Origin of the sequence: Jannaschia aquimarina, from assembly GCF_000877395.1 — a bacterium.
GTDB lineage: Bacteria > Pseudomonadota > Alphaproteobacteria > Rhodobacterales > Rhodobacteraceae > Jannaschia > Jannaschia aquimarina.
This window is the reverse complement of sequence record NZ_JYFE01000027.1, coordinates 72,801-93,916: the sequence shown is the minus strand read 5'-3', so window position 1 is coordinate 93,916 and position 21,116 is coordinate 72,801. Positions and strand designations below refer to the sequence as shown.

19 protein-coding genes are annotated in these 21,116 nt (G+C 67.7%); 8 read left to right on the top strand and 11 right to left on the bottom strand.

Annotation, left to right across the window (positions count from 1 at the left end; genetic code table 11):
- The first annotated feature begins 40 nt into the window (after positions 1–40).
- Positions 41–619 (top strand): tetratricopeptide repeat protein, encoded by a 579-nt coding sequence (locus jaqu_RS07680; RefSeq protein ID WP_043918368.1) that lies wholly within the window; start codon positions 41–43, stop codon positions 617–619.
- A gap of 15 nt (positions 620–634) precedes the next feature.
- On the opposite strand, the gene jaqu_RS07675 is transcribed toward jaqu_RS07680, so the two are convergent.
- The 3 genes from jaqu_RS07675 to jaqu_RS07665 all read right to left on the bottom strand — a co-directional run bounded on the left by jaqu_RS07675 (position 635) and on the right by jaqu_RS07665 (position 2,832).
- On the bottom strand, positions 635–1,156 hold the full coding sequence (locus jaqu_RS07675; RefSeq protein ID WP_316243060.1) for an ATP-binding cassette domain-containing protein: 522 nt from the start codon (positions 1,154–1,156) through the stop codon (positions 635–637).
- Positions 1,157–1,229: 73 nt separating this feature from the next.
- Positions 1,230–2,201, bottom strand: a complete 972-nt coding sequence (locus jaqu_RS07670) for an ABC transporter substrate-binding protein (protein WP_043918367.1) — start codon at positions 2,199–2,201, stop codon at positions 1,230–1,232.
- A gap of 85 nt (positions 2,202–2,286) precedes the next feature.
- Entirely contained in the window at positions 2,287–2,832 is a 546-nt protein-coding gene (locus jaqu_RS07665; protein ID WP_052500841.1) for a hypothetical protein, read from the bottom strand.
- 126 nt (positions 2,833–2,958) lie between these two features.
- Here jaqu_RS07665 and jaqu_RS07660 point away from each other — a divergent pair, with 126 nt between their 5' ends.
- From jaqu_RS07660 to jaqu_RS07645, 4 genes are all read left to right on the top strand, one after another.
- On the top strand, positions 2,959–4,755 hold the full coding sequence (locus jaqu_RS07660) for a PQQ-dependent methanol/ethanol family dehydrogenase (RefSeq protein WP_043918366.1): 1,797 nt from the start codon (positions 2,959–2,961) through the stop codon (positions 4,753–4,755).
- A 297-nt stretch (positions 4,756–5,052) separates the two neighbouring features.
- Positions 5,053–5,358, top strand: coding sequence for a hypothetical protein (locus tag jaqu_RS07655; RefSeq protein WP_043918365.1), 306 nt, complete (start codon positions 5,053–5,055; stop codon positions 5,356–5,358).
- A gap of 27 nt (positions 5,359–5,385) precedes the next feature.
- Entirely contained in the window at positions 5,386–5,907 is a 522-nt protein-coding gene (locus jaqu_RS07650; RefSeq protein WP_043918364.1) for a hypothetical protein, read from the top strand.
- A gap of 717 nt (positions 5,908–6,624) precedes the next feature.
- A complete protein-coding gene (locus tag jaqu_RS07645) occupies positions 6,625–7,794 on the top strand; it encodes an NAD(P)/FAD-dependent oxidoreductase (protein ID WP_043918363.1) in 1,170 nt (389 codons plus the stop codon).
- Between the two features lie 123 nt (positions 7,795–7,917).
- Here the strand turns inward: jaqu_RS07645 and ubiG are convergent, their stop codons facing one another.
- The 6 genes from ubiG to xylF form a co-directional block, all read right to left on the bottom strand.
- Entirely contained in the window at positions 7,918–8,625 is a 708-nt protein-coding gene (gene ubiG / locus jaqu_RS07640) for a bifunctional 2-polyprenyl-6-hydroxyphenol methylase/3-demethylubiquinol 3-O-methyltransferase UbiG (protein WP_043918362.1), read from the bottom strand.
- Positions 8,603–9,361: a methyltransferase family protein gene (locus jaqu_RS07635; RefSeq protein WP_052500840.1), complete on the bottom strand. Its 759-nt coding sequence runs from the start codon at positions 9,359–9,361 to the stop codon at positions 8,603–8,605. Before jaqu_RS07635 ends, ubiG begins: the two co-directional genes overlap by 23 nt.
- Positions 9,362–9,738: 377 nt before the next feature.
- On the bottom strand, positions 9,739–11,154 hold the full coding sequence (xylB, locus tag jaqu_RS07630) for a xylulokinase (RefSeq protein WP_043918361.1): 1,416 nt from the start codon (positions 11,152–11,154) through the stop codon (positions 9,739–9,741).
- Positions 11,155–11,391: 237 nt separating this feature from the next.
- Positions 11,392–12,153 (bottom strand): ATP-binding cassette domain-containing protein, encoded by a 762-nt coding sequence (locus tag jaqu_RS07625; RefSeq protein ID WP_043918360.1) that lies wholly within the window; start codon positions 12,151–12,153, stop codon positions 11,392–11,394.
- Positions 12,150–13,481: a sugar ABC transporter permease gene (locus tag jaqu_RS07620; protein WP_043918417.1), complete on the bottom strand. Its 1,332-nt coding sequence runs from the start codon at positions 13,479–13,481 to the stop codon at positions 12,150–12,152. Before jaqu_RS07620 ends, jaqu_RS07625 begins: the two co-directional genes overlap by 4 nt.
- A gap of 84 nt (positions 13,482–13,565) precedes the next feature.
- Positions 13,566–14,597: a D-xylose ABC transporter substrate-binding protein gene (gene xylF / locus jaqu_RS07615; protein ID WP_084629538.1), complete on the bottom strand. Its 1,032-nt coding sequence runs from the start codon at positions 14,595–14,597 to the stop codon at positions 13,566–13,568.
- A 201-nt stretch (positions 14,598–14,798) separates the two neighbouring features.
- Here xylF and jaqu_RS07610 point away from each other — a divergent pair, with 201 nt between their 5' ends.
- The gene (locus jaqu_RS07610) at positions 14,799–16,022 is read left to right on the top strand and encodes an ROK family protein (protein ID WP_043918359.1); all 1,224 of its coding nucleotides are present in this window, start codon (positions 14,799–14,801) and stop codon (positions 16,020–16,022) included.
- Positions 16,019–17,473, top strand: coding sequence for a CRTAC1 family protein (locus jaqu_RS07605; RefSeq protein ID WP_043918358.1), 1,455 nt, complete (start codon positions 16,019–16,021; stop codon positions 17,471–17,473). The genes jaqu_RS07610 and jaqu_RS07605 overlap by 4 nt, the downstream gene beginning before the upstream one ends.
- Here the strand turns inward: jaqu_RS07605 and jaqu_RS07600 are convergent.
- Both jaqu_RS07600 and jaqu_RS07595 read right to left on the bottom strand, forming a co-directional pair.
- Positions 17,457–17,663 carry a hypothetical protein gene (locus jaqu_RS07600; RefSeq protein WP_043918357.1) on the bottom strand — a complete coding sequence of 69 codons (207 nt, stop codon included), beginning with the start codon at positions 17,661–17,663 and terminating at the stop codon, positions 17,457–17,459. The genes jaqu_RS07605 and jaqu_RS07600 overlap by 17 nt on opposite strands.
- A gap of 73 nt (positions 17,664–17,736) precedes the next feature.
- Positions 17,737–19,029, bottom strand: a complete 1,293-nt coding sequence (locus tag jaqu_RS07595; protein ID WP_043918415.1) for a cytochrome-c peroxidase — start codon at positions 19,027–19,029, stop codon at positions 17,737–17,739.
- 191 nt (positions 19,030–19,220) lie between these two features.
- Between jaqu_RS07595 and typA the strand changes: the two genes are divergently transcribed.
- Positions 19,221–21,041, top strand: a complete 1,821-nt coding sequence (gene typA / locus jaqu_RS07590; RefSeq protein ID WP_043918356.1) for a translational GTPase TypA — start codon at positions 19,221–19,223, stop codon at positions 21,039–21,041.
- Positions 21,042–21,116 lie beyond the last annotated feature (75 nt).

Sequence of the window (21,116 nt, the reverse complement as noted above, 5' to 3'; positions counted from 1 at the left end):
CCGAGCGCATCCGTGCTATGGCTCCGGCAGGAGGCCATCCATGTTGATCCGAATTCTGTCATTCTCCCTGCTGACCGCATCTATCCTCGTAGCCCCCGTCCGCGCCGAGGATCTGGCACTCGCGGACGACGCGACGATCGAGGATGAGAGCGGCACGCTCAACCCGCCGGAATTGTCGCTGGGCGCCGTGCAGCGCAATATCGAGCGCGGCCATGCGGACATGATGACCTGCGCGCAGGGGTACTTCATCACCAAGTCGGGGCGCCACGAACTGGCGCGCGAGCTCTTCCGGCTTTGCGCCGACAAGGGCTGGACCGGTGCGATGACCTGGATGTCCCAGCTCGAAAACAACGGCCTTGGCGCCCCCTACGACCCCGACGCTGCGACCGAATGGGACCGCCGCGCCGCCGAGGCGGGGGACCCTGTGGGCGAGTTCAACCTCGGCCTCGCGATGATCCGAGGACACGGCGTTGTGCAGGATATCGAAGCGGGCCGACGGCTGATCGACCGCGCGGCAGAGACCGGCCTGCCCATCGCCGAACGGATGGTGTCGTCGGGCTACGATCCCGAAGAGGTCACGCCGGACGCCGACAATTGGAAGTACGGCCCGCGCTTCTGAGGGGCGCGCCACGCGTCACGCCGCAAGCGTCGCGGGTTTCCCGCCCAGCCTGAGGATCCGCGTCGCCAACCGGCGCGCCTCGTCCTCCACATGCGTCACCAGCAGGGCGGCCGTTCCGGTCTTGCACTGCCAGTCCGCGAACAGGTCCATGATCTCGTCCGCGAGAACCGGGTCCAGCGAAACGAAGGGCTCGTCCAGCAGGATCAGGCGCGGCATCGCGGCAAAGGCGCGGGCCAGCGACAGGCGCCTCTGCTGGCCCAGCGACAACTGGTCGGGAAAGGCATCCTCGCGCCCCTCCAACCCCACCTGCGACAGGGCCGCGCGTGCGGCCTCCGCCGTGGCACCGGTTGGGATGGTGATGTTCGCGAGCGCGCTCCGCCAGGGCAGAAGCGTGGGTTCCTGAAACACGTAGGCCGTCGCGTCGGGCGCGTCGATCCGGCCTTCGACCGCGCCGCCCAGGCCGGCGATGGCCCGCAACAGCGACGTCTTCCCGATCCCCGACGGCCCGGTCAGGGCGACCGTCTCGCTCTGACCCACCGTCAGTGCGACGGGACCGAGAACGGGGCTGCCGCCGCGCGACAGCCCCGTGATGTCGACCTTCAGGACCGGGTCAGCTTCCGGGCGTATGGAACACCCCCTCGGGCAATGTGGTGGCCTCGCCGATAAGCTCCTCGCCGCCAAGTTCCGCCATCAGCCGCAGCATCCGGTCGGCGGCGGCCTCGTCGACGGGTCCGGCCTCGGGGATGCCGGCGCGGAAGCCCGCGACCAGCGCCTCGAACTGGGCGTCGGTCTTGGCGTTCATGCGGGGGCGCAGCCGCTCCCACTCGGCGTCGTCGGTGGCGAGCATCTCCTTGGCGGCGCGACTGGCGGCGGCCAGCCCGTTCACGAGTTCGGGGGTGTCGCGCAGCGTCTCGCCGCGCACGACGTAGCCCAGAAGCGGCGTGTCGGGATCGAGGCCCAACGCCTCGGCCGCAGTCGACACGTCGATCAGCTTGCGCATCCCGCCCGCTTCCATCTTGGCCATGAAGTGCCAGAAGTTGATCGCGGCATCCGTCTCGCCCTGAAGCGCGGTCTTGAAGATCAGCGGCGGCGCCCCGAAGACCTGCTCGGTGTCGCTTTTCAGGTCCAGCCCCTGCTCGGAGGCGTAGGCCTGAAGAATCAGCCAGGACTTGTCGAGCGGACCGCCCGCGATGCCGATCTTCTTTCCGGCCAGATCGTCCATCGTCTCGATGCCGCTTTCGGCGCCGACCATGATGCCGCCCACGGCCTTGGAATAGGGGATGAAAACGTAGTCCCGTCCCGCCGCGCGCTGACGGGCGACCCACAACCAGTCCGAGACGATCACGTCCGCCTCTCCGCCCTGGAATGCAGTCTTCGCAGCCGATCCCCCGGCCATGCCCTGCACCTCGAGCGAGAAGCCATTGGCCCCGTCCAGCCCATGGTGCCTGATCGTGTCCAGCTCCCAGTTGACTGTGCCGAACTCTAGCACGGCCGCGCGAAGGGCGGGCATCTCTGCCCAGGCTGCGGTGACGGTAGAAAGCGCGGCAACGGCCGCTGCGGCGAACGTGGTCCGAATGCTCATGAAAATTCCTCCCTTTCGGCCCGGACGGTAGCGCAGCCGCCGGGTGGACGGCACTGCGACGAAAGGCGGAAGCGCGGCCCGTCGCCTACTCTACCACGAGGCGCGGCAGAGGGTGATCGTCCGGATCGGCCTCGGTCAGAATCGCTGGGCGGATGGGTCGCATCTCACCGTCCGGCGGGGGGACCGATAGCGCATCCATGTCCATCTCGTGCAGGACCCCGACAAACCGGTCGTCGTCGCGTTCCAGCTTCCAGTACATGCCGTTCCACATGTTGATCCCGTACTCGCCCGCCCCTTTCCAGACGAACAGCAGGTCATATTCCAGATCGGTCAGCCCGTCCGAAAGGTCCCGCGAGATGGCATAGGGATAGGGCACATGACACAGATGCCGCTCTGCCCCTTCGATGCAGCGGAAGGGACGCATGGAAAGAAAGTGGTTCTCGAACGCAGCCGGGACCAACGCGAATTCGTAGGTGCCGTCGTTGCGCAGCGTGACCTCTGCGATGGCGAGCCGCACATCGCTCCCTTCCAGCCAGACCTGACGGACCTCCTCCGCTCCGGCGGGCAGGGAAAGGGTAAGGGCGGCGGCGGCGGCGGCGGCGGCGGCGAGACGTGCCATCATGAAGGCCATGATACCACCGCCCCGCCTCGAGGGTCGTAAGACCAAGGTCCGATTTCGGGCACGGCGCCGGCGCCGGATACTCGGAGCGAGGATTTGGGCGCTCTGCGCCCTCTGGGTCGTTAAGGGAGGACCGACATGAAACGTATCATTCTGGCCGCATCGGTCAGCATGCTGGCATTCGGAGCCAATGCCGAAGTCACCGAAGAGATGCTGGCGAACGACGCCGAGTCCGTCGGCGACGTCCTGACCAATGGCATGGGGCGCCACCTGCAGCGCTATTCTCCGCTAGAGACCCTCAACAAGGAGAACGTGGCCAACCTCGTTCCCGCCTGGGCCTTCAGCCTTGGCGGCGAAAAGCAGCGCGGCCAGGAAACCCAGCCGCTCGTCCATGACGGCATCGTCTACATCACGGGCAGCTATTCGCGCCTCTACGCCATCGACGCCAAGACCGGCGAGGAGATCTGGCAGTACGACGCCCGCCTGCCCGAAGGCATCTTGCCCTGCTGCGACGTGGTGAACCGCGGCGCGGCGCTCTATGGCGACAAGATCTACTTCGGTACGCTGGACGCGCGGATCGTGGCCCTCGACGCCAAGACCGGCGACGTGGTCTGGCGCGACAAGATCGCGGACTACAAGGCCGGCTATTCCTACACCGCAGCGCCGATGATCGTGAACGGCCTCGTCATCACCGGCAATTCCGGCGGCGAGTTCGGGATCGTCGGCGAAGTGCAGGCCCGCGACGCCGAGACCGGTGACTTGGTCTGGACCCGTCCGGTCATCGAGGGCCACATGGGCACGCTCAATGGCGAAGAGAGCACCATGACCGGCGAGCTCAACGCCTCCTGGCCCGGCGACATGTGGAAGACCGGTGGCGGCGCGACCTGGCTCGGCGGCAGCTACGATGCCGATACCGATACGATCGTCTTCGGCACGGGCAACCCGGCACCGTGGAACAGCTGGTTGCGCGGCGGCGGCACCGAGAGCGACGACCTGATGGGCGACGCGCTCTATGCCTCCTCGCGGATCGGCCTCGACCCCGCCACGGGCGAGATCAAGTGGCACTACCAGACCACCCCCCGCGAGGGCTGGGACTATGACGGCGTGAACGAGGTCGTGGCCTTCACCGACTCGGAGGGCAACCAGAAGTTCGCGACCGCCGACCGGAACGGCTTCTTCTACGTGCTCAACCGCGAGGACGGCGCCTTCGTCGACGCCTGGCCTTTCGTGAAGGACATCACCTGGGCCGAGGGGATCGACGACAACGGCCGTCCGATCTTCATCGAAGAGAACCGCCCCGGCGACCCGTCCGCCTCGGCCGACGGCCAGAAGGGCGAGACGGTGTTCTCCGCCCCCGGCTTCCTGGGCGGCAAGAACTGGATGCCGATGGCCTACAGCCAGCGGACCGGCCTGTTCTACGTCCCCTCGAACGAGTGGGGCATGGACATCTGGAACGAGCCGATCACCTACAAGCAGGGCGCGGCCTATCTTGGCTCGGGCTTCACCATCAAACCGATGTACGAAGACCATATCGGCAGCCTGAAAGCGGTCGATCCGATGACCGGCGAATGGGTTTGGGAGGTCAAGAACGACGCGCCGCTCTGGGGCGGCGTGATGACCACCGCGGGCGGCCTCGTCTTCACCGGCACCCCGGAAGGCAAGTTCGTGGCCTATGACGACGAGACCGGCGAGGAACTCTGGAGCTTCCAGACCGGCTCCGGGATCGTGGGTCAGCCGATCACCTGGGAGCAGGACGGCGAGCAATACGTCTCCGTCATCTCCGGCTGGGGCGGCGCCGTTCCGCTCTGGGGCGGGGAAGTCGCCTCCAAGGTGAACTACCTCAATCAGGGCGGCATGCTCTGGACCTTCCGCCTGCCGCGCCAACTGGCCGACGTGGACGGCAACGGCGAGCGGATCATCAAGACCTCGAACTGATCCGCACGGATCGACCGGAACAGGGGGGCGCCTTCGAGCGCCCCCTTTGCGCTTCGCGGGTCCGCTCGATGCCGAACGCCTGGCGGACATGGCACGATGTCCGGCGGCGGCTCCGGGGGAAATCGTCGGGAACTGACCGGTCCGGGGTCGGCTTGGCGGATCAGGGCAGACTTTCGGTGCGATCCGCGTGAATGCCCGGTTCCGTTTGACAGACACTGTGCTAGGCCAATCTCCGCTCACGGCGTTGGCGGAGCAGGGCGGTCCACCCTACGATCCTCGCACCGGTCCGGGGTGCGTATGTCCTTGAAGCTGCTGCGGTTGGTGCGATGGGGTCGCTCGAAGTGGTTCGAGGCGACCATCGAACATAACGGAACGAGGGTCTGGAGCCGGGATCCCGCCCGGGCGCTTGAACACGCCAGAGGTGCCGACGCGGCATATCGCCTGAGGGTACGGATCGCAGAGCGCCGCGGGCGGGATCCCAACGCGCCGCGCGTCGTGGGCGCCTCGGTCTCGGCGCAGGAGTTCGACACCTGCGTCGGTTCGGCTCTGGAGGCAGAAATCTTTCCGCTGCGATATACGCGCGCACGGCGGCGGGTCTGGTGACGCGACGCGGGCAACGGGATCCGCCATGTGATCACGATCGCGGCCTGGAAAGGGGTGACATACACGATCAAATTCGGGGTGTCGCTCGAGTTCGTGCCGCACATCGACTACCGCGGGAACATCGCATGGCATCGAACGGCCAAAAGCGTCTTTGCCGAGAACTCCATAATGACGTCTATATCGTGGATGGGGTTGAATGTTCTTCAACCTCTGGAGTTGTTTGCACAGGACGTCGCTTTCGTCGTGCCTCGTGCCGTGCGCATGTCTGAAATCTATCTTGCCGACGTTGTCGACGCCGAGACGGCTCTGGCGTTCCTCGACCGCGCGGGTCGCCAATTCGGTCCCAACAAGAAGCGCGTATGGATAGACTACGGACAGGTCGACCTCGCCCGCATATTCCTCGAGGCCCACCTCGGCAAGACGGACGAGGCGATGGCGCGGTTGGAAGCATGGTGCGAGGCACAAAGCAATCTGCGCGATCTGGAGCCTCGCAGCGCGGAACGGCTACGCAAGTTGGTTGCGGACGCCGGTGCGACCACGATGTCTTGATCCTCGAAGGCAGGGCCGAACCACCCGACGCTCAGACCTGCACGGGCTCTCCGCCTCTGCCGACCCGCCCACCTCGCGTAATGAGACGTCGGAGACGATGCCATCCATCGGGCAGTCGCGATGGCCCCGCCATTGTCCGTCGAGCGGGCGCGGGTCGTGCGGCCTCGCAGGATCGTCGGGCTGGCGCTTTGCCACAAAGGAAGCTGTGGGTGCAAAGCCCGGGTCGAACAGGTGCAGAACCAGCGCGGTCGGATCGCTCGTTGTCGAGACGGGATCGTCCCGCTCATGGTCCGTGTCGCCGTCGTAGCGGCGGGATCAGTCGTGAGAATCTCGATCCGCAACCGGGCAAGAGCAAGCGAGGTGGGCCGCTAAGTGGACCGATGTGTGCGATGCGGTAGTGTCCTCGCCCGTTTCTGGAACGCTTCGGCGGGCAGGTCTTCATCCAGATCAGACACGATGCATCGGCGACCTGTGCCGTCGGGGCCGTCATTCATGCCGAATCCAGCGTCAGTCAAACCGGGCTCGAAGCAGTCATCGCGGTCAGAGCTGCGCCGACGCTTGCCTGCTCCATGAAATGCAAACGGCGACACGCCATCGGGCGCCGCTTTCACGTTTTGGGTCCGTTCTGCGCTGACTCTCGGTCCGATGCCCTGCCGTACCCTCCTCCGCTTGCGGTAACGCCCCGGAGGCGCGACTGTGACGGCCGGAGGTGCGGACATGACGGACGTCATCATCGTCGGCGGGGCGATCATGGGCTCCAGCCTCGCCTGGTGGCTGACCGAGTTGGGCCATCCGCCGCAGCGCATCACCGTGGTCGAGCGTGACCCCACCTACGCCGCCTGCGGCACCGCCTTCACCAATTCCTGCATCCGCATGCAGTTCGGAAACCCGCTGAACGTCGCGCTCAGCCGGTTCGGCGTCGAGTTCCTGCGCGCCTTCCCCACGCGATTGGGCGACGACCGCGTGCCTCCGATCCAACTGCACGAGTTCGGATATCTCTACCTCGCGGGCACCGATGCCCAGGCCGACCGTCTGTGTGCCGCCTTGGCAGTCCAGACCGAGGCTGGCGCCGCCACCCGCCTGATGGAGCCCGCCGCCATCGCCGCGGAGTACCCGTTCTACGACCTCGACGGCGTGATCCTCGGCTCTCACGGAGCGCGGGACGAAGGCTACTTTGACGGAACCACCATGTTCGAATGGTGGCGCCGCCTCGCCCGCGAGCGGGGGGTGACGTTCCTGCCCGGAGAAGTCATTGCGATCGACGCCTCCGAAGGCCGCGTCCACGGCGTCACCCTGTCCGACGGCACCCGCCTGCCCGCCGACATCGTGGTCAACGCCGCCGGAACGCGCGGCGCGCAGGTGGCCGCGCTGGCGGGCGTCGCGATGCCGGTCGAGCCCCGCAAGCGCTACACCTGGGTGTTCGAAGCCGCCCACCCCCTCGACCGCGACTTGCCGCTGACCATCGACCCGTCGGGTGTCCATGTCCGCACGGATGGCCCTTGGTACATGGCGGGCGCCACGCCCGACCCCGACCCGGCCGTCGACCCTGACGATTTCTCCGGCGATTGGGAGATCTGGGAGGATCGCGTCTGGCCCCTCATCGCCACCCGCATCCCCGCCTTCGAGAACATTCGCGTCCGGCAGAGCTGGGTCGGACATTACGATCTGAACACCCTGGACGCGAACGCGCTGCTGGGTCCCGTGGGCCCCGAAGGCTTCGTGATGATGAACGGCTTCTCGGGCCACGGCCTGCAACACGCCGCCGGCATCGGACGCGGCCTCGCCGAATGGATCGTCCATGGCCGGTACGTCTCGCTCGACCTCACGCCGTTCTGCCCCGCCCGCGTGGCCCGTGCGGAGCCTTTCGCCGAACTGGCGGTCATCTGACGCGTGGCGCAAGCGAGGGGCCAGCCCCTCGCGCTCCCCGGGACATTTGAAGCAGGATGAGGGAGAAGTCGGTTCTTCGTCCTGCCGCAGAAACCACAGACCCCCGGCGCGCGAGATGCCGCCTCAGGGCTTGCGTGCCACGCCCATGTAGATGATCGCCTTCGACGGCAGGCGGCCGAAGACCGGATCGCCTCGCCGGTTGACACCGCGCGGCCCCAGCCCCGTCTCCTCACCAGGTTTCAGCCCGGCCGCCTCGAGACCCGCGCGCAACTCGGCCGGGGTGATAAACATCGCGGGATCGTGCGTCCCCTTCGGCAACAGGCGCAGCACGTCCTCGGCCATCGTGATCACCGCGAGCCGCGACACCGGATTGCGGTTGATGGTGTCATAGAGAAACACCCCGCCCGGTTTCAGCACCCGCGCCACCTCGCGCAGGACCTGATACAGGTCGTTCACGTGCTCGAGCACGTCCACGCAGGCGACCGCGTCGAAGCTCGCGTCCACATAGGGGAGACTCTCGCCGAAGCCGACATCGTAGTGGATGTCGCGTCCCTCCTGATCGGCATGGGTCCGGGCAGCCCGGATCGCCTCTTCGGCGGGGTCGATTCCGGTCACGCGCGCGCCGCGCTCGTCTAGCGCCTCGGCCAGGAACCCGCCGGCACAGCCCAGATCCAGCACCGCCTTGCCATCCCAGTCGATGAACCGGTCGAACCAGGACAGACGCCCCGGCACCATGTTCTTGAGCGTCCGGACCCAGCGGATGTCGTCGGACCACCACTTCTCGGCCACGTCGTCATAGATGCTCAGGTCATTCCGCTGGCGTTCGGGCATCGTCGGGGGCCTTTCGGGGAAGCGGCAACCAGTAAGGGACGCGCGCCTGGTACGCGCGGAACCGGTCACCGTAGATCTTGAGGAATCGCCGCTCCTTCAGGCGCGGCGCGAGAACGCAATAAGCCGTCCAGAGCAGCGCCAGGACCAGTTGGTCCGGCGTCCAGACCGGCATCGTCCAGAGCGTCAGGGCAAAGCCCAGATAGATCGGCTGCCGGGTCAGCCGGTACAGGCCATGGGTCGGCATGTCGAGAAATCGCGGCTTGCGTCCGCGCAGCATGGCGAACCAGCCCAGCATCCCCGACTGCAATTGCGGACCGCCCTGCCAGATCGCCAGCATCAGGTAGAGCCACGCCCCGGCATAGGCCGCGCACATGACCCAGAACAGGGCGTCTTCGGCCCTCCAGAGGACGATCCCGCTCGGCGTCCAGAATGCGAAAAGGATCGCAAGCTGAAGCGATGCGATCAGCGCGTAGACGGTTGTCGCCAGCCTCTCGTCCGGGCCGATCATCGCCAGGATCCTGCGCCCGCGCCCCGTCAGCAGCAGCGAATGCGCCACGGGGAATTGCAGCACCAACAGCAGGTTTGCCCCCGCCGCCCATGGCCATGGCACGGCGCCCCAGCTTTGCGTGAGGCCGAAGAAAAGGTGATAGACCATGAGCCCCGCGCCCAGCGCGAACGCAGCGTGGCAAGCGGCCCCCCAGAGGAGCGCGATGGCGATGCGGCGGCGATCCAACATGAGGTGGTAGCTAGGCCGCACCCACGCCGAAGAAAGCGACCGCCTGCCGCAGGTCGCCTTCGTCGGCTCGGGGACGGTTCCTGCAGCATGGGAATGCACCGGACCCGTCTTCTCGGGGTCAGCCTCTTGGACGACGCCAACCGACGCACTCCCGTTCCGGTGAACCCTCTGCGCAAGGGTGTCACCTGCGCTGTAACGAGACCCGCTCGCCCCGCGGACCTATCCGGCGCCAGAACATCTCTCTATGGAGCCGTCACTTCGGGATCGGGGGCTCCGATCCCGACCCGCGCCCGTCCTTCTTCGCTTTTCAAATATCCCGGGGGTGTGGGGGCAGAGCCCCCACCGGATCGGACCGCGTCAGCGGTCCGATCTCCCGCTCAAAATCGGCGCACCGCGTCGTAAGCCGCCCGATAAAGCTCCGTCGCCTCGTCATAGGCGCCGCGCATCGACGTCTCCGGCTCGACGGTCCGGGCGATCGCGGGGGCGGCTGCCACCTCGGTCCCGTGCCCGTCCGCCATCATGGCCAAGCGGCAGGCGCCGAGCGCTGCGCCATAGCCCTCTTCGGCGGGCACCTCCAGCGGCCGGTCGAGCGCCGTCGCCACCATCCGCAGCCAAGTGTCGGATCTCGCCCCGCCGCCGACGGCGAGCAGCCGCTCGACCGGCGTGCCCGTGGCGACCAGCGCATCCAATCCGTCGCGGAACGCGAAGGCCACGCCTTCCATCACCGCGCGCGCCAGCGCTTGGGCATCCGTGGCATGCTCCAATCCCAGCGCCGCGCCGCGCACGGCGGCGTCGTTATGCGGCGTCCGCTCTCCGCCCAGATAGGGCAGGAACAGCGCGCGCCCCGGAGGCGCCATCTCGACACTGCCCAGATCGGCCGCGCCGCGACCCGTCAGGCGGGCTGCCCATTCCAGGCTGTCCGTCGCCGACAGGATGACCGCCATCTGATGCCATGTGTCTGGAACCGCGTGGCAGAAGGTGTGCACCGCCGTCTCCGGCGCGGGCGCGTAGGACGCCGAGGACACGAACAGCACGCCCGACGTCCCCAGGCTCACGAAACCCTGTCCCGGCGCGACGGCTCCGGTGCCGACGGCGCTGGCGGCATTGTCGCCCCCGCCGCCGGCGACGGGCACACCCTCCGGCAGACTCGTCTCGGCGGCACAGGCGGCCGAGATACGTCCGGCGACGCGGCTGCCTTCGGTGATCGCGGGCATATGCTTGCGGCTCAGACCCGAGCGCTCCAGCATCGCGTCCGACCAGTCGCGCGCGCCGACATCCAGCCAGGCGGTCCCGGCGGCATCCGACATGTCGCTCCAGGCCTCTCCGGTCAGCCAGAGGCGCAAGTAGTCCTTCGGCAAGAGGACCAGCCGGGTCGCGGCGAAGATGTCCGGCTCGTTGCGGCGGACCCATTCGACCTTGGGCGCGGTGAAGCCGGGAAAGACGATATTGCCTGTGACGCGCCGCGCCTCGGCATCGTCCATCGCCGCCGCTTCTTCATGGGCGCGGGTGTCGTTCCACAAAAGGCACGGCCGCAGCGCCCGGTCATCGGCTCCGACGAGGGTGGCGCCGTGCATCTGCCCCGACAGCCCCACCGCCCGGACGGCGGACAGATCGCCCAGTTCGGCCAGCGCGGTGCGGCAGGCGGCGATCCAGCTTTCTGGATCCTGCTCGGACCATCCGGGATGGGGCCTCTGAACCGTCAGCGGTGCGGTCGCCTCGGCCACGACGGACTGGTCCTCCCGGATCAGCAGGGCCTTGAGGCCGGACGTGCCGAGATCGAGACCCAGATACATTCAGCCCGATCCCCCTGAGGGCCGTCCGGGCGCCGAGCCGACCGCCTTCCGATCCCCACCCGGGCGCCAACTGTGTAGACGGCGGGTGCGCAGAGGGGCGATCAGGCTCAGCGGGATCGCTCCGGTGGACCGATCCACCTGCAAGCGGGCGAAGCCCCGGGCACCCGACCGGTGCCGATTGTGCAGACAGGGGGTGCACGGGGGGTGCACAGGGGGTGCACAGCGGAATTCCGCCATTCAGGCCGCCACCGCGGGATTCTTGCCGAGGATGATCATTCCCAAGAGATCGTCCTCGGTCACCTTGTCGACCTCGACGGTCCCCACGAGCTGGCCGTTCTTCATGACGCTGGCCCGGTCGCACAATTCCTTCACCTGATGGATATCGTGGTCGATCAGGAGGATGCCGATCCCCTGGTTCTTCAACTCATCGATCAGCTCGGAGACCATCCGCGTCTCCTCGACGCCCAGCGCGGCGGTCGGCTCGTCCATGATGAGGATCTTGGCGTTGAAATAGACCGCACGGGCGATGGCCACCGACTGCCGCTGCCCGCCCGACAGTCCGGCCACAGGCGTCGAGTAGCGGCGGAAATTGGGGTTGAGCCGACCCATGATCTTGCGCGTCTCCGCCTCCATCTGCGCGTCGTCGACCAGCCCGAACGGCGTCGTCAGCTCCCGTCCCAGGAAAAGGTTCGCCGCGGCGTCCAGGTTATCGGCCAGGGCAAGCGTCTGGTAGATCGTCTCGATATTGTAGCGCCGCGCGTCGCGGGGGCTGTTGATCGTCGCCTTCTCGCCGTTGACGTAGATCTCGCCGCCGTCGCGCGGCAGGGCGCCGGACAGCATTTTCATCAGGACGGACTTGCCAGCGCCGTTATGGCCCAGCACGCCGACCACCTCACCGGGATAGAGGTCGATCGAGACATGGTTGACGGCGTGGATCCCGCCGAAGGACTTCTGCATGTCCCGCAGCTCGACCAGCGGCGTTCCGGATCTGTCGATCATTTTACCCCCAGGCTCCTGCGGTACCAGATGTCGATCAGCACGGCGAGCACGAGGACCGCGCCCACGACGATGTTCTGAAGCGGTGCATCGACACCCACCATCGCCATGCCGGATTGCAGCGACTGCATGATCAGCGCACCGAGGAGCGCGCCATAGATCGTGCCCACCCCGCCCTTGAGCGCGGTGCCCCCGATCACGGCGGCGGCGATCACCCTCAACTCGTCAAGGGTGCCGATGTCGTTGGAATGGTTCGCCAGCCGCGCCGAGGCCACCACCGCCGAAATCGCGCATAGTGCGCCCAGCAGCGCGAAGACCTTCACGGTCAGCATCCGGATGTCGATCCCCGACAGCTCGGCGGCGTCCGGGTTGCCGCCGGTGGCGTATATATACCGGCCGAAGCGCGTCCGCCGCGCGATCACGGTCATGCCGATCGCCACCAGCACCACCAGCAGCACCGAATAGGGCACACCGTAGCCCATGCTCAGCCCCTCGGGCATTTCCAGGCCGCGAGCCCTGAATTCGCGGGCAAGTACCCGTTCCGGGATCTCGTAGGCGTTCATGACGGCGACGAAGCCGAGGATCAGCACAGCCACGATGGCGGCCACGACGCCTTCGGCCCAGAGCGGCTTGACCGGGAAGTCATGCTCTACCTTGTCTCGGCGGGCCGACCACAGCGTCCAGACGGCCAGCGCGACGGCGATCAGGCCGACGATCCACGACCAGGTTTCGCCCAATGTGCCTCGGATGCCGCCCAGCTGCATGAAGGTCGGGTCCAGCGGTCCGATCGTCTGACCGTTGGTCAGGTACCAGGCGACATTGCGCCAGACCAGCAAGCCGCCCAGCGTCACGATGAAGGCGGGGATGGCGAGATACCCCACCAGCCAGCCGTGTAGCGCGCCAATGGCCGCGCCCGCCAGGATACCCGTCACGATGGCCAGCGGTGCCAGGAGCGGGTTCCCCAGTTCCAGCCCGAGCGCCGGCAGCCAGGCCGTCTGGGTCATCGCCATCACGGCGGAGCAGGTGGCCAGCACCGATCCGACCGAAAGGTCGATGTGGCGCATGACGATGATGAAGACCATGCCGGTCGCCATGATGGCGACGCTGGCGGTCTGGATCGTCAGGTTGAAAAGGTTGCGCGGCGTGATGAAGCGGCCGTCGCTGGCAAAATGGAAGGCCAGGCAGATAACGACGAAGGCGCCGATCATGCCCAGCAGGCGGCCGTCGACCTCCAGGGCGCGCAAGCCCGTCAGTCGGGGGGACCCGCCGGGCGGTCCGGTCCGGTCCTGTGGACCATGGCCTGCGCGGGGGGTTTCGGTCGTGTCGGTCATCGGTGCCTCGTTCCGGCGGCGGCGATCCGGCGACATGCGCCGGATCCGTGTCGGGGCCGCCCGCGCGGGCGGCCCCCGGTCACGTCAGTTGCAGGGCGCGGGGCCGTTCTCGACGCCCTGGCAGAGCGCCTCCTGGTCGATCCAGCCGGCATCGACGACCGTCGACAGGTTGTCGGCGGTGATCGGCACGGGCTCCAGGAAGATGGCGGTCATCTCGGTCCCGGCCGGGCTGGTCCAGGACTGCGCGCCCTCGACATCGCCCATCTCGGTTCCGCCAGCCAGGGCCACGGCGATCTCGGCCGCGGCACGACCCAGGTCGCGGGCGTCCTTCCAGACGCTGACGGTCTGGGTGCCCTTGGCGATCCGGTTCAGCGCGGCGTGGTCGCCATCCTGACCCGAGACCGGGATACCTTCCATGCCTTGGGCGGTCAGTGCCGCCACGGCGCCGCCAGCGGTGCCGTCATTCGAGGCGACCACGGCGTCGACATTGTTGTCCTCGGCGGTCAGGATCTGCTCCATGTTGCGCTGAGCGTTCGCGGGCAGCCAGCCGTCGGTATAGGCTTCGCCGACGATGGTGATGGCGCCGCTGTCGATCGCCTCCTGCAGCACTTCCTGCTGCCCGCCACGCAGGAAGTCGGCATTCGGATCGGTGGGCGAGCCCTTGATCATGACGTAGTTGCCTTCGGGCTGCGCCTCGAGCACGGCGCGGGCCTGCATCCGTCCGACCTCGACATTGTCGAAGGTCAGGTAGAAGGCGCGCGGGTCCTCGATCAGGCGGTCGTAGCCGACGACGGGGATGCCCTCGTTCGCGGCGGCCTCCACCGCCGGGCCGATGGCCTGTGCGTCCTGCGCGAGTATGATGAGCGCGTCGGCGCCCTGCGCGATCAGGCTCTCGACATCCGAAAGCTGCTTTGACGACGAGGATTGCGCGTCGGCCGAGATGTAGGTGGCGCCGGCGGCTTCGAGGGCCTCCCGGATCGCGGCCTCGTCGGTCTTCCAGCGTTCCTCTTGGAAGTTGGACCAGCTGACGCCCACCACGGGCGCGTGCGCGTCGGCGAACGCGGCCCCACCATACGTCATCGAGGCGGCAACGGCCGCCGTCAGGAACTTCTTCATATTGTCCTCCCGTTGGATCTCGGAATCCCCCGAGGGGGACCGGATGCAGGATGGCATGACGTGTTTTTGTTCGGCTGTCAAAATTAATTTGACGGCGACGGTGAAAATCTGCGTATTCTGCACCCGCGTGGGAGGAGTAGGGCGCCGATAACCGCGGGATCGCGTATCGGAACCGGCTTTTTAATTCTGGAGGCGAAGGATATGGGGCTCGACGACCCGCAGGCGCAGATCGTGCCGGGCTGCGGTCCGCTGCGCGCGGCCCCATTGGATGCCCCGCTTCCACTGCGCCAGCAGATCTACGAGTCGGTTCGCGCGGCGGGCCGAATCAGCCGGACCGCCCTGGCCCGCGATCTCCAGGTCTCGCCCGGGTCGGTTTCGCCGCTGGTCTCCGAGCTGATCGGCCGCAACCTCCTGCGCGAGGTCGAGGACCCGGGCGCCCCACCCCCCTCCGGCCGGGGCCGGCCGCCTGTGACGCTCGGCGTGGAACCCGCGGCCGGCCTCGTCGTGGGGCTGCGCCTGTCGGATGATGGCCATACCGGTGTGGTCGTCGACATGGCGGGGCGTCCCGTCGCCTCGGCGGAACTGCCTCGCCGGGGGGCCGACCGAAGCCCGCGCGCCTTGCTGGACGAGGCAGCCAAGCTCACGGCGCGGCTTATCTGCGACATCGACGCGACCCGCATCCTGGGGGCCGGCATCGGCCTGCCCGGTCTGATCGAGAGCGGAACGGGGCGCATGCGCTGGTCGCCCATCCTGGACGAGCGGGACGTGGCGCTTGCCCCGTTGCTTTCGGACCGGCTCGGACTACCGGTGGCCATCGACAACGATGCCAACGTGCTGACGATGGCCGAGCTATGGTTCGGGCGGGGGCGCTCGCTGCCGGACTTCGCCGTCGTCACCATCGAGGGTGGCGTCGGCATGGGATTGGTGATCGGCCACACGCCGTGGCGCGGCGGCGGCGGGCTGGGGATGGAACTGGGCCATTCCAAGGTCCAGATCGACGGCGCGCTCTGCCGTTGCGGCGCGCGGGGCTGCCTCGAGGCCTATGTCGCCGACTACGCGCTGGTGCGAGAGGCGGCCGTGGCTCTGAACGGCCCCCTGCCCCCGCGCGGCGAGGTGCTGGGCGAACTGGACGCGCAGGCCCGCGCGGGGAACCCGGCGGCGCGCGCAATTTTCGACCGGGCCGGACGCTATCTGGCGCTTGCGCTGGCGAATGTCGCCACGCTGTTCGATCCCAGCCGCATCATCCTTTCGGGGAGCCGGATGCGCGAGGATTACCTCTATGCCGACGCCATGCCGGCCGAAATCGCCGCCCTGAGCCTCGGCGCGCCGCCACCGGTCGAGATCAACGCCTGGGACGGGCACGTCTGGGCCAGGGGCGCCGCGGCGCTGGCGCTGGACCGGGCGACGCCGAAGCTGCTCGGATGAGGTGGCTGGCCTTTCTGCTGGCCGCGCCCGCCGCGGCCGACCCAATCTTCGAGCCCGTCGACATGCCACCGCACATCTATACCGGCGGGTGGGAGCATTTCGTCGGCGGCGGTCTGGCGGTTCTCGATTGCGACGGCGACACCCTGCCCGAACTGGTCGCGGCGGGCGGCGAAAGCCCGATGACGCTCTTGCGCAACCGGGGCGGGATGCGGTTCGAGCCGGGTGCTTTCCCAGAGATCACCGGTGCGACCGGCGCCTATCCCATAGACCTCGACGCGGACGGGGCGCTGGACCTCGTCGTGCTGCGCGTCGGACCGAATGTCACCCTGCGGGGCGATGGCGCCTGCGGCTTCGCGCCCCACGATTTCGGCATACCCGACGGCGGTGACGCGTGGACCACCGCCTTCTCGGCCACCTGGGAAGACGACGGCCGCCCGACCCTCGCCTTTGGCAACTACGTCGACCGCGCCGACCCGGATGGCCCCTTCGGCACCTGCGACACGAACCTGCTGCTGCGCCCCGAAGGCGAGGACTGGTCCCGGACGGTGCTGGACCCCGGCTTCTGCGCTCTGTCGGCGCTCTTCTCCGACGAAGATCGCGACGGCGCACCGACGCTGCGGCTCTCGAACGACCGACACTACTATGTCCGCGGCGGGGCCGAGCAGGTCTGGTCGCTGTCCGAGAGCCGCTTCCTCGGCCCCGAAGACGGCACCTACGCGCCGTCCATCTGGGGCATGGGCATCGCCAGCCGCGACGTGACCGGCGATGGCCGCCCCGACCTCGCGTTGACCTCGATGGGGGATCAGTTGTTGCTGCTGTCGGACGACGGGGGCCACGCCCCCGCCCCCTACGAGGTCGGGGCGACCGCGACACGCCCCCATACCGGCGGCGACGGCCGACCCAGCACCGGGTGGCATGCCGCATGGGGCGATGTGGACAATGACGGCGATGCCGACCTGTTCTACGCCAAGGGCAATGTCGACCAGATGCCCGGCATGGCGATGGAAGATCCCAACAACCTTCTGCTGAACGAAGGCGGGAGGTTCCGGGAAGTAGGCGCGGCCGCGGGCATCGCCTCCACCCATCGCGGACGGGGCGCCGCCTTGGCCGACCTCGATGGCGACGGACGCCTTGACCTCGCCGTGGTCAACCGCCGCGCCCCTCTTGAGGTCTGGCGCAACGTCTCCGAAGCGGGGAACGCGGTGTCCGTCGAGCTTCACCAGCCCGGCGGCAATGCCCGCGCCGTCGGGGCGTGGGTCGAGGTTCGCACGGAGGCCCGCGTCCAGACGCAGGAAGTCACGATCGGCGGCGGTCATGCCGGCGGCACGGCCGTGCCGCTGCATTTCGGATTGGGGGATGCCGAACGGGCGGAGCTGCGCGTCAGATGGCCGGGCGGGGACTGGTCGGACTGGAAGGCCGCCGCGCCCGGACGGGTCACGCTTCGCCGCTAGCCGTACGCCGGAGGTCGTGGTTCACCCGCATCCCGTAAAGCTGGATTCGCGTCGCCGCCTTCTGTTCCAGCGCGATTGCGGCGATGTCGAAATAGTCTGCCGCGACCTTGCGCCGAGTTGCTGGCGCCTGGCTATGATAGGCCGAGACGGCCGTGAAGAACCCCTGATAGTCGTAGATGACGCAGCCCATGCCTCTCCTCCGACCGTGTTCATGAACGTGTCATCTCTAGTTGACACTTCGGGGAATGCGCAAGGGGAAACGTCTATCTATCTATCTGTAATCCCGACGGAACGCTCGCCGGAGCACCGAGTCGGCCGGACAAGGCGACAGGGTCCTCGAGTGCCTCGAGAAATGAGATCAGCGCATCGACCTCCGCGTCGGACAGAACGCGGTCCGGTCCGGCGACGGCAGCCGCAATCGCGGTGACCTGTGACGGGTCGTTCAGGACGGTCCAATCCTCCGCCCCTTCCAATTCGGGAAGGACCGCGCTCCGGACTGCGCGGGACAGGGCCCCCCTTGGTGCGGCGTGATCCCGGACGAACCGACGCAGATCGTCGTAGGCCCCGGCATGCCCCCAGGGACCCGTCCGTGTCACGTTTCGAAGGGACGGCGTGCGGAACGCGTAGCGGTCGGCTTCGGCGCCCGTGACGCGAAAGCGGCCGTCGTCGCGGGCATGGTCCTCGAATCGCTCCGCCTTGCCGGGGCCGAGTTGCGGCTGACCGGTCGCATGGAAGGCATGGTCGGTCTGAAACGGGCCGGAATGGCAGGACGCGCAACCGAGCGCGCCATAGAACAACTCGAGCCCCTCCAGCGCCTCGGGCGGCAACGTCCCTTCGCCGCGCAGCCAAGCATCGAACGGCGACGTGTCCGAACGCCATTCATGCTCAACGAATTGCGCGATGGCATCCGAGATGTCGGTGAAATCCAGCCGGTCGTCCCCCGGGAAGGCCTCGCGCCACATCGCGTCGTAGGCCGGAATGGCCGCGACACGTTCCGCCAGGATGCTCCAGGCGCCCCCCTCACCGGTGATCAGGCCCTGCCGGACGGCCTTGGCGACGTCGTTCTCTCCGTAATGGCCCGCCATTTCGTCGGCGGAGAGGACCGGAAACATCGTCTGCGCCGACAGGAGCGTGTCGAACCCTTCCACCATTTCCGGACCCATCGGGGTGCGCAGACCATCGGGCGTCTCTTCGATGCGGCCGTCATGAAAAAGGACGGTGAATTCGTGTGCGCCCAGGTTGAATAACGCAGGCGATTTGCGGGGGATCCTCTGCTCTGGCGGGTTCTCCGGATCGACGACGCGGTCAGGGCCGAGCCCCACGCCGCCCTCTCCGAGGCCGAGGCTCAACCCGTCGCCCGTGCCGAAGCGCGGGTGGTGGCATGTCCCGCAGGAGATGTTGCGGTTGCCCGACAGGATCGGATCCCAGAACAGCAGGCGCCCCCATTCGACCACGGCCGGATCGGTCGCGCGATAGCCGTCGTCGGTCACCGGCGCGGGAAACTCCATCGCGGCGGCGGGGGCGGTCAGGGCCAGGAGGGCGATCACGAAGCGCATGGAAGGGTTCAACCATGTCGACCCATGCTGGAAAAGGGGCGGCTCGCCCGCGGGGGCCAATTGCATCGGAAGGCGGTTGCAACTCTGTTCGAGCGGAGTTGCGCCGCCGCCTCTGGCTTTTTCTGCACGTGCAGTGTAGGCGCGCGGCAACTCCGAAAATTCGGCCCCTCTCCCTCCGAAGGCACCCCCTCATGGACCTGCGCAACATCGCGATCATCGCTCACGTGGACCACGGCAAGACGACCCTGGTGGACGAGCTTCTCAAGCAATCCGGCACCTACCGTGAGAATCAGGCCACGACCGAGCGCGCGATGGACTCCAACGACCTCGAGCGCGAGCGGGGCATCACCATCCTCGCCAAGGCCACCTCGGTCGAGTGGAAAGGCACCCGGATCAACATCGTCGACACGCCCGGCCACGCCGATTTCGGCGGCGAGGTGGAGCGGATCCTCAGCATGGTGGACGGCGTCGTCCTGCTGGTCGACGCGGCCGAGGGGCCGATGCCTCAGACGAAGTTCGTCACCTCCAAGGCGCTGGCCCTGGGGCTGCGTCCCATCGTCGTCCTGAACAAGGTGGACAAGCCCGATGCCGAGCCGGATCGCGCGCTCGACGAATGCTTCGACCTGTTCGCCAACCTCGGCGCGTCGGACGAGCAACTGGACTTCCCGTCGCTCTACGCCTCCGGGCGCTCCGGCTGGGCGGATGCAGACCTCGACGGCCCGCGCAAGGACCTGTCCGCGCTCTTCGATCTGGTCGTGCAGCATGTGCCTGCCCCCGCACAGGTCGCCCGGCGGAACGAACCTTTCCGCATGCTGGCCACGACGCTGGGCGCCGATCCGTTCATCGGCCGCATCCTGACCGGCCGCATCGAGAGCGGGACCGTGAAGGCGGGCCAGACGGTCAAGGCCCTGAACCGTGACGGCACCCTGGTCGAGCAATTCCGCGTCAAGGATGTGCTGGCCTTCCGCGGGCTCACGCAGCAGTCGATCCCAGTGGGCGAGGCCGGCGATATCGTCAGCCTGGCCGGCATGGCCAAGGCCACCGTCGCCGACACGGTCTGCGACCCCGCTGTCGAGGAGGCGATCCCCGCCCAGCCCATCGACCCGCCGACCATCACGGTCACGTTCGGGATCAACGACAGCCCGCTGGCCGGCCGCGACGGCAAGAAGGTCCAATCCCGCGTCATCCGCGACCGCCTCATGAAGGAGGCCGAGACGAACGTCGCCATCAAGGTCTCGGACACGCCCGGTGGCGAGGCCTTCGAGGTCGCGGGCCGGGGCGAGCTTCAGATGGGCGTCCTGATCGAGAACATGCGCCGCGAGGGGTTCGAGCTGTCCATCAGCCGCCCGCAGGTGCTGTTCCGCGACGAAGGCGGGCAGCGGCTGGAACCGGTCGAGGAAGTCACCATCGACGTGGACGACGACTATTCCGGAACCGTCATCGAAAAGATCACCGGCACCCGCAAGGGCGACCTGGTCGAGATGAAACCAGCCGGCGCGGGCAAGACCCGCATCATCGCCCATGTCCCGTCGCGCGGGCTGATCGGCTATCACGGCGAATTCCTGACCGACACGCGCGGCACCGGCGTGCTGAACCGCGTTTTCCACGATTGGGCGCCCTACAAGGGGCCGATCCCGGGTCGGCGTCAGGGGGTTCTGATCTCGATGGAGGACGGAGAAGCCGTGGCCTACGCCATCTGGAACCTCGAGGATCGCGGCCGCTTCTTCATCTCTCCGCAGGAGAAGGTCTATCAGGGCATGATCCTTGGCGAGCACAGCCGGGACAACGATCTCGAGGTGAACCCGCTGAAGGGCAAAAAGCTGACCAATGTCCGCGCCTCTGGCAACGACGAGGCGGTCCGTCTGACGCCCCCGATCAAGATGTCGCTGGAAGAGGCGATCGCCTATATCGACGATGACGAGCTGGTCGAGGTCACCCCCAACGCGATCCGCCTGCGCAAGCGCTTTCTCGATCCGCATGAGCGCAAGAGGGCCGCGCGCGCCGCGAGTTGAGAGCGGCGCCCAAACCCATTGCTGCCCTAGCCGAGCGGCGCCCCCGCACCTGGCGCCGGAATTCCGCCTGATCTG

Coding starts and splice junctions, on each gene's coding strand:
- jaqu_RS07680 (WP_043918368.1), top strand. CDS start 41: ATGTTGATCCGAATTCTGTCATTCTCCCTGCTGACCGCATCTATCCTC.
- jaqu_RS07670 (WP_043918367.1), bottom strand. CDS start 2,201: ATGAGCATTCGGACCACGTTCGCCGCAGCGGCCGTTGCCGCGCTTTCT.
- jaqu_RS07665 (WP_052500841.1), bottom strand. CDS start 2,832: ATGGCCTTCATGATGGCACGTCTCGCCGCCGCCGCCGCCGCCGCCGCC.
- jaqu_RS07660 (WP_043918366.1), top strand. CDS start 2,959: ATGAAACGTATCATTCTGGCCGCATCGGTCAGCATGCTGGCATTCGGA.
- jaqu_RS07655 (WP_043918365.1), top strand. CDS start 5,053: ATGTCCTTGAAGCTGCTGCGGTTGGTGCGATGGGGTCGCTCGAAGTGG.
- jaqu_RS07645 (WP_043918363.1), top strand. CDS start 6,625: ATGACGGACGTCATCATCGTCGGCGGGGCGATCATGGGCTCCAGCCTC.
- ubiG (WP_043918362.1), bottom strand. CDS start 8,625: ATGCCCGAACGCCAGCGGAATGACCTGAGCATCTATGACGACGTGGCC.
- jaqu_RS07635 (WP_052500840.1), bottom strand. CDS start 9,361: ATGTTGGATCGCCGCCGCATCGCCATCGCGCTCCTCTGGGGGGCCGCT.
- xylB (WP_043918361.1), bottom strand. CDS start 11,154: ATGTATCTGGGTCTCGATCTCGGCACGTCCGGCCTCAAGGCCCTGCTG.
- jaqu_RS07625 (WP_043918360.1), bottom strand. CDS start 12,153: ATGATCGACAGATCCGGAACGCCGCTGGTCGAGCTGCGGGACATGCAG.
- jaqu_RS07620 (WP_043918417.1), bottom strand. CDS start 13,481: ATGACCGACACGACCGAAACCCCCCGCGCAGGCCATGGTCCACAGGAC.
- xylF (WP_084629538.1), bottom strand. CDS start 14,597: ATGAAGAAGTTCCTGACGGCGGCCGTTGCCGCCTCGATGACGTATGGT.
- jaqu_RS07610 (WP_043918359.1), top strand. CDS start 14,799: ATGGGGCTCGACGACCCGCAGGCGCAGATCGTGCCGGGCTGCGGTCCG.
- jaqu_RS07605 (WP_043918358.1), top strand. CDS start 16,019: ATGAGGTGGCTGGCCTTTCTGCTGGCCGCGCCCGCCGCGGCCGACCCA.
- jaqu_RS07600 (WP_043918357.1), bottom strand. CDS start 17,663: ATGGGCTGCGTCATCTACGACTATCAGGGGTTCTTCACGGCCGTCTCG.
- jaqu_RS07595 (WP_043918415.1), bottom strand. CDS start 19,029: ATGCGCTTCGTGATCGCCCTCCTGGCCCTGACCGCCCCCGCCGCCGCG.
- typA (WP_043918356.1), top strand. CDS start 19,221: ATGGACCTGCGCAACATCGCGATCATCGCTCACGTGGACCACGGCAAG.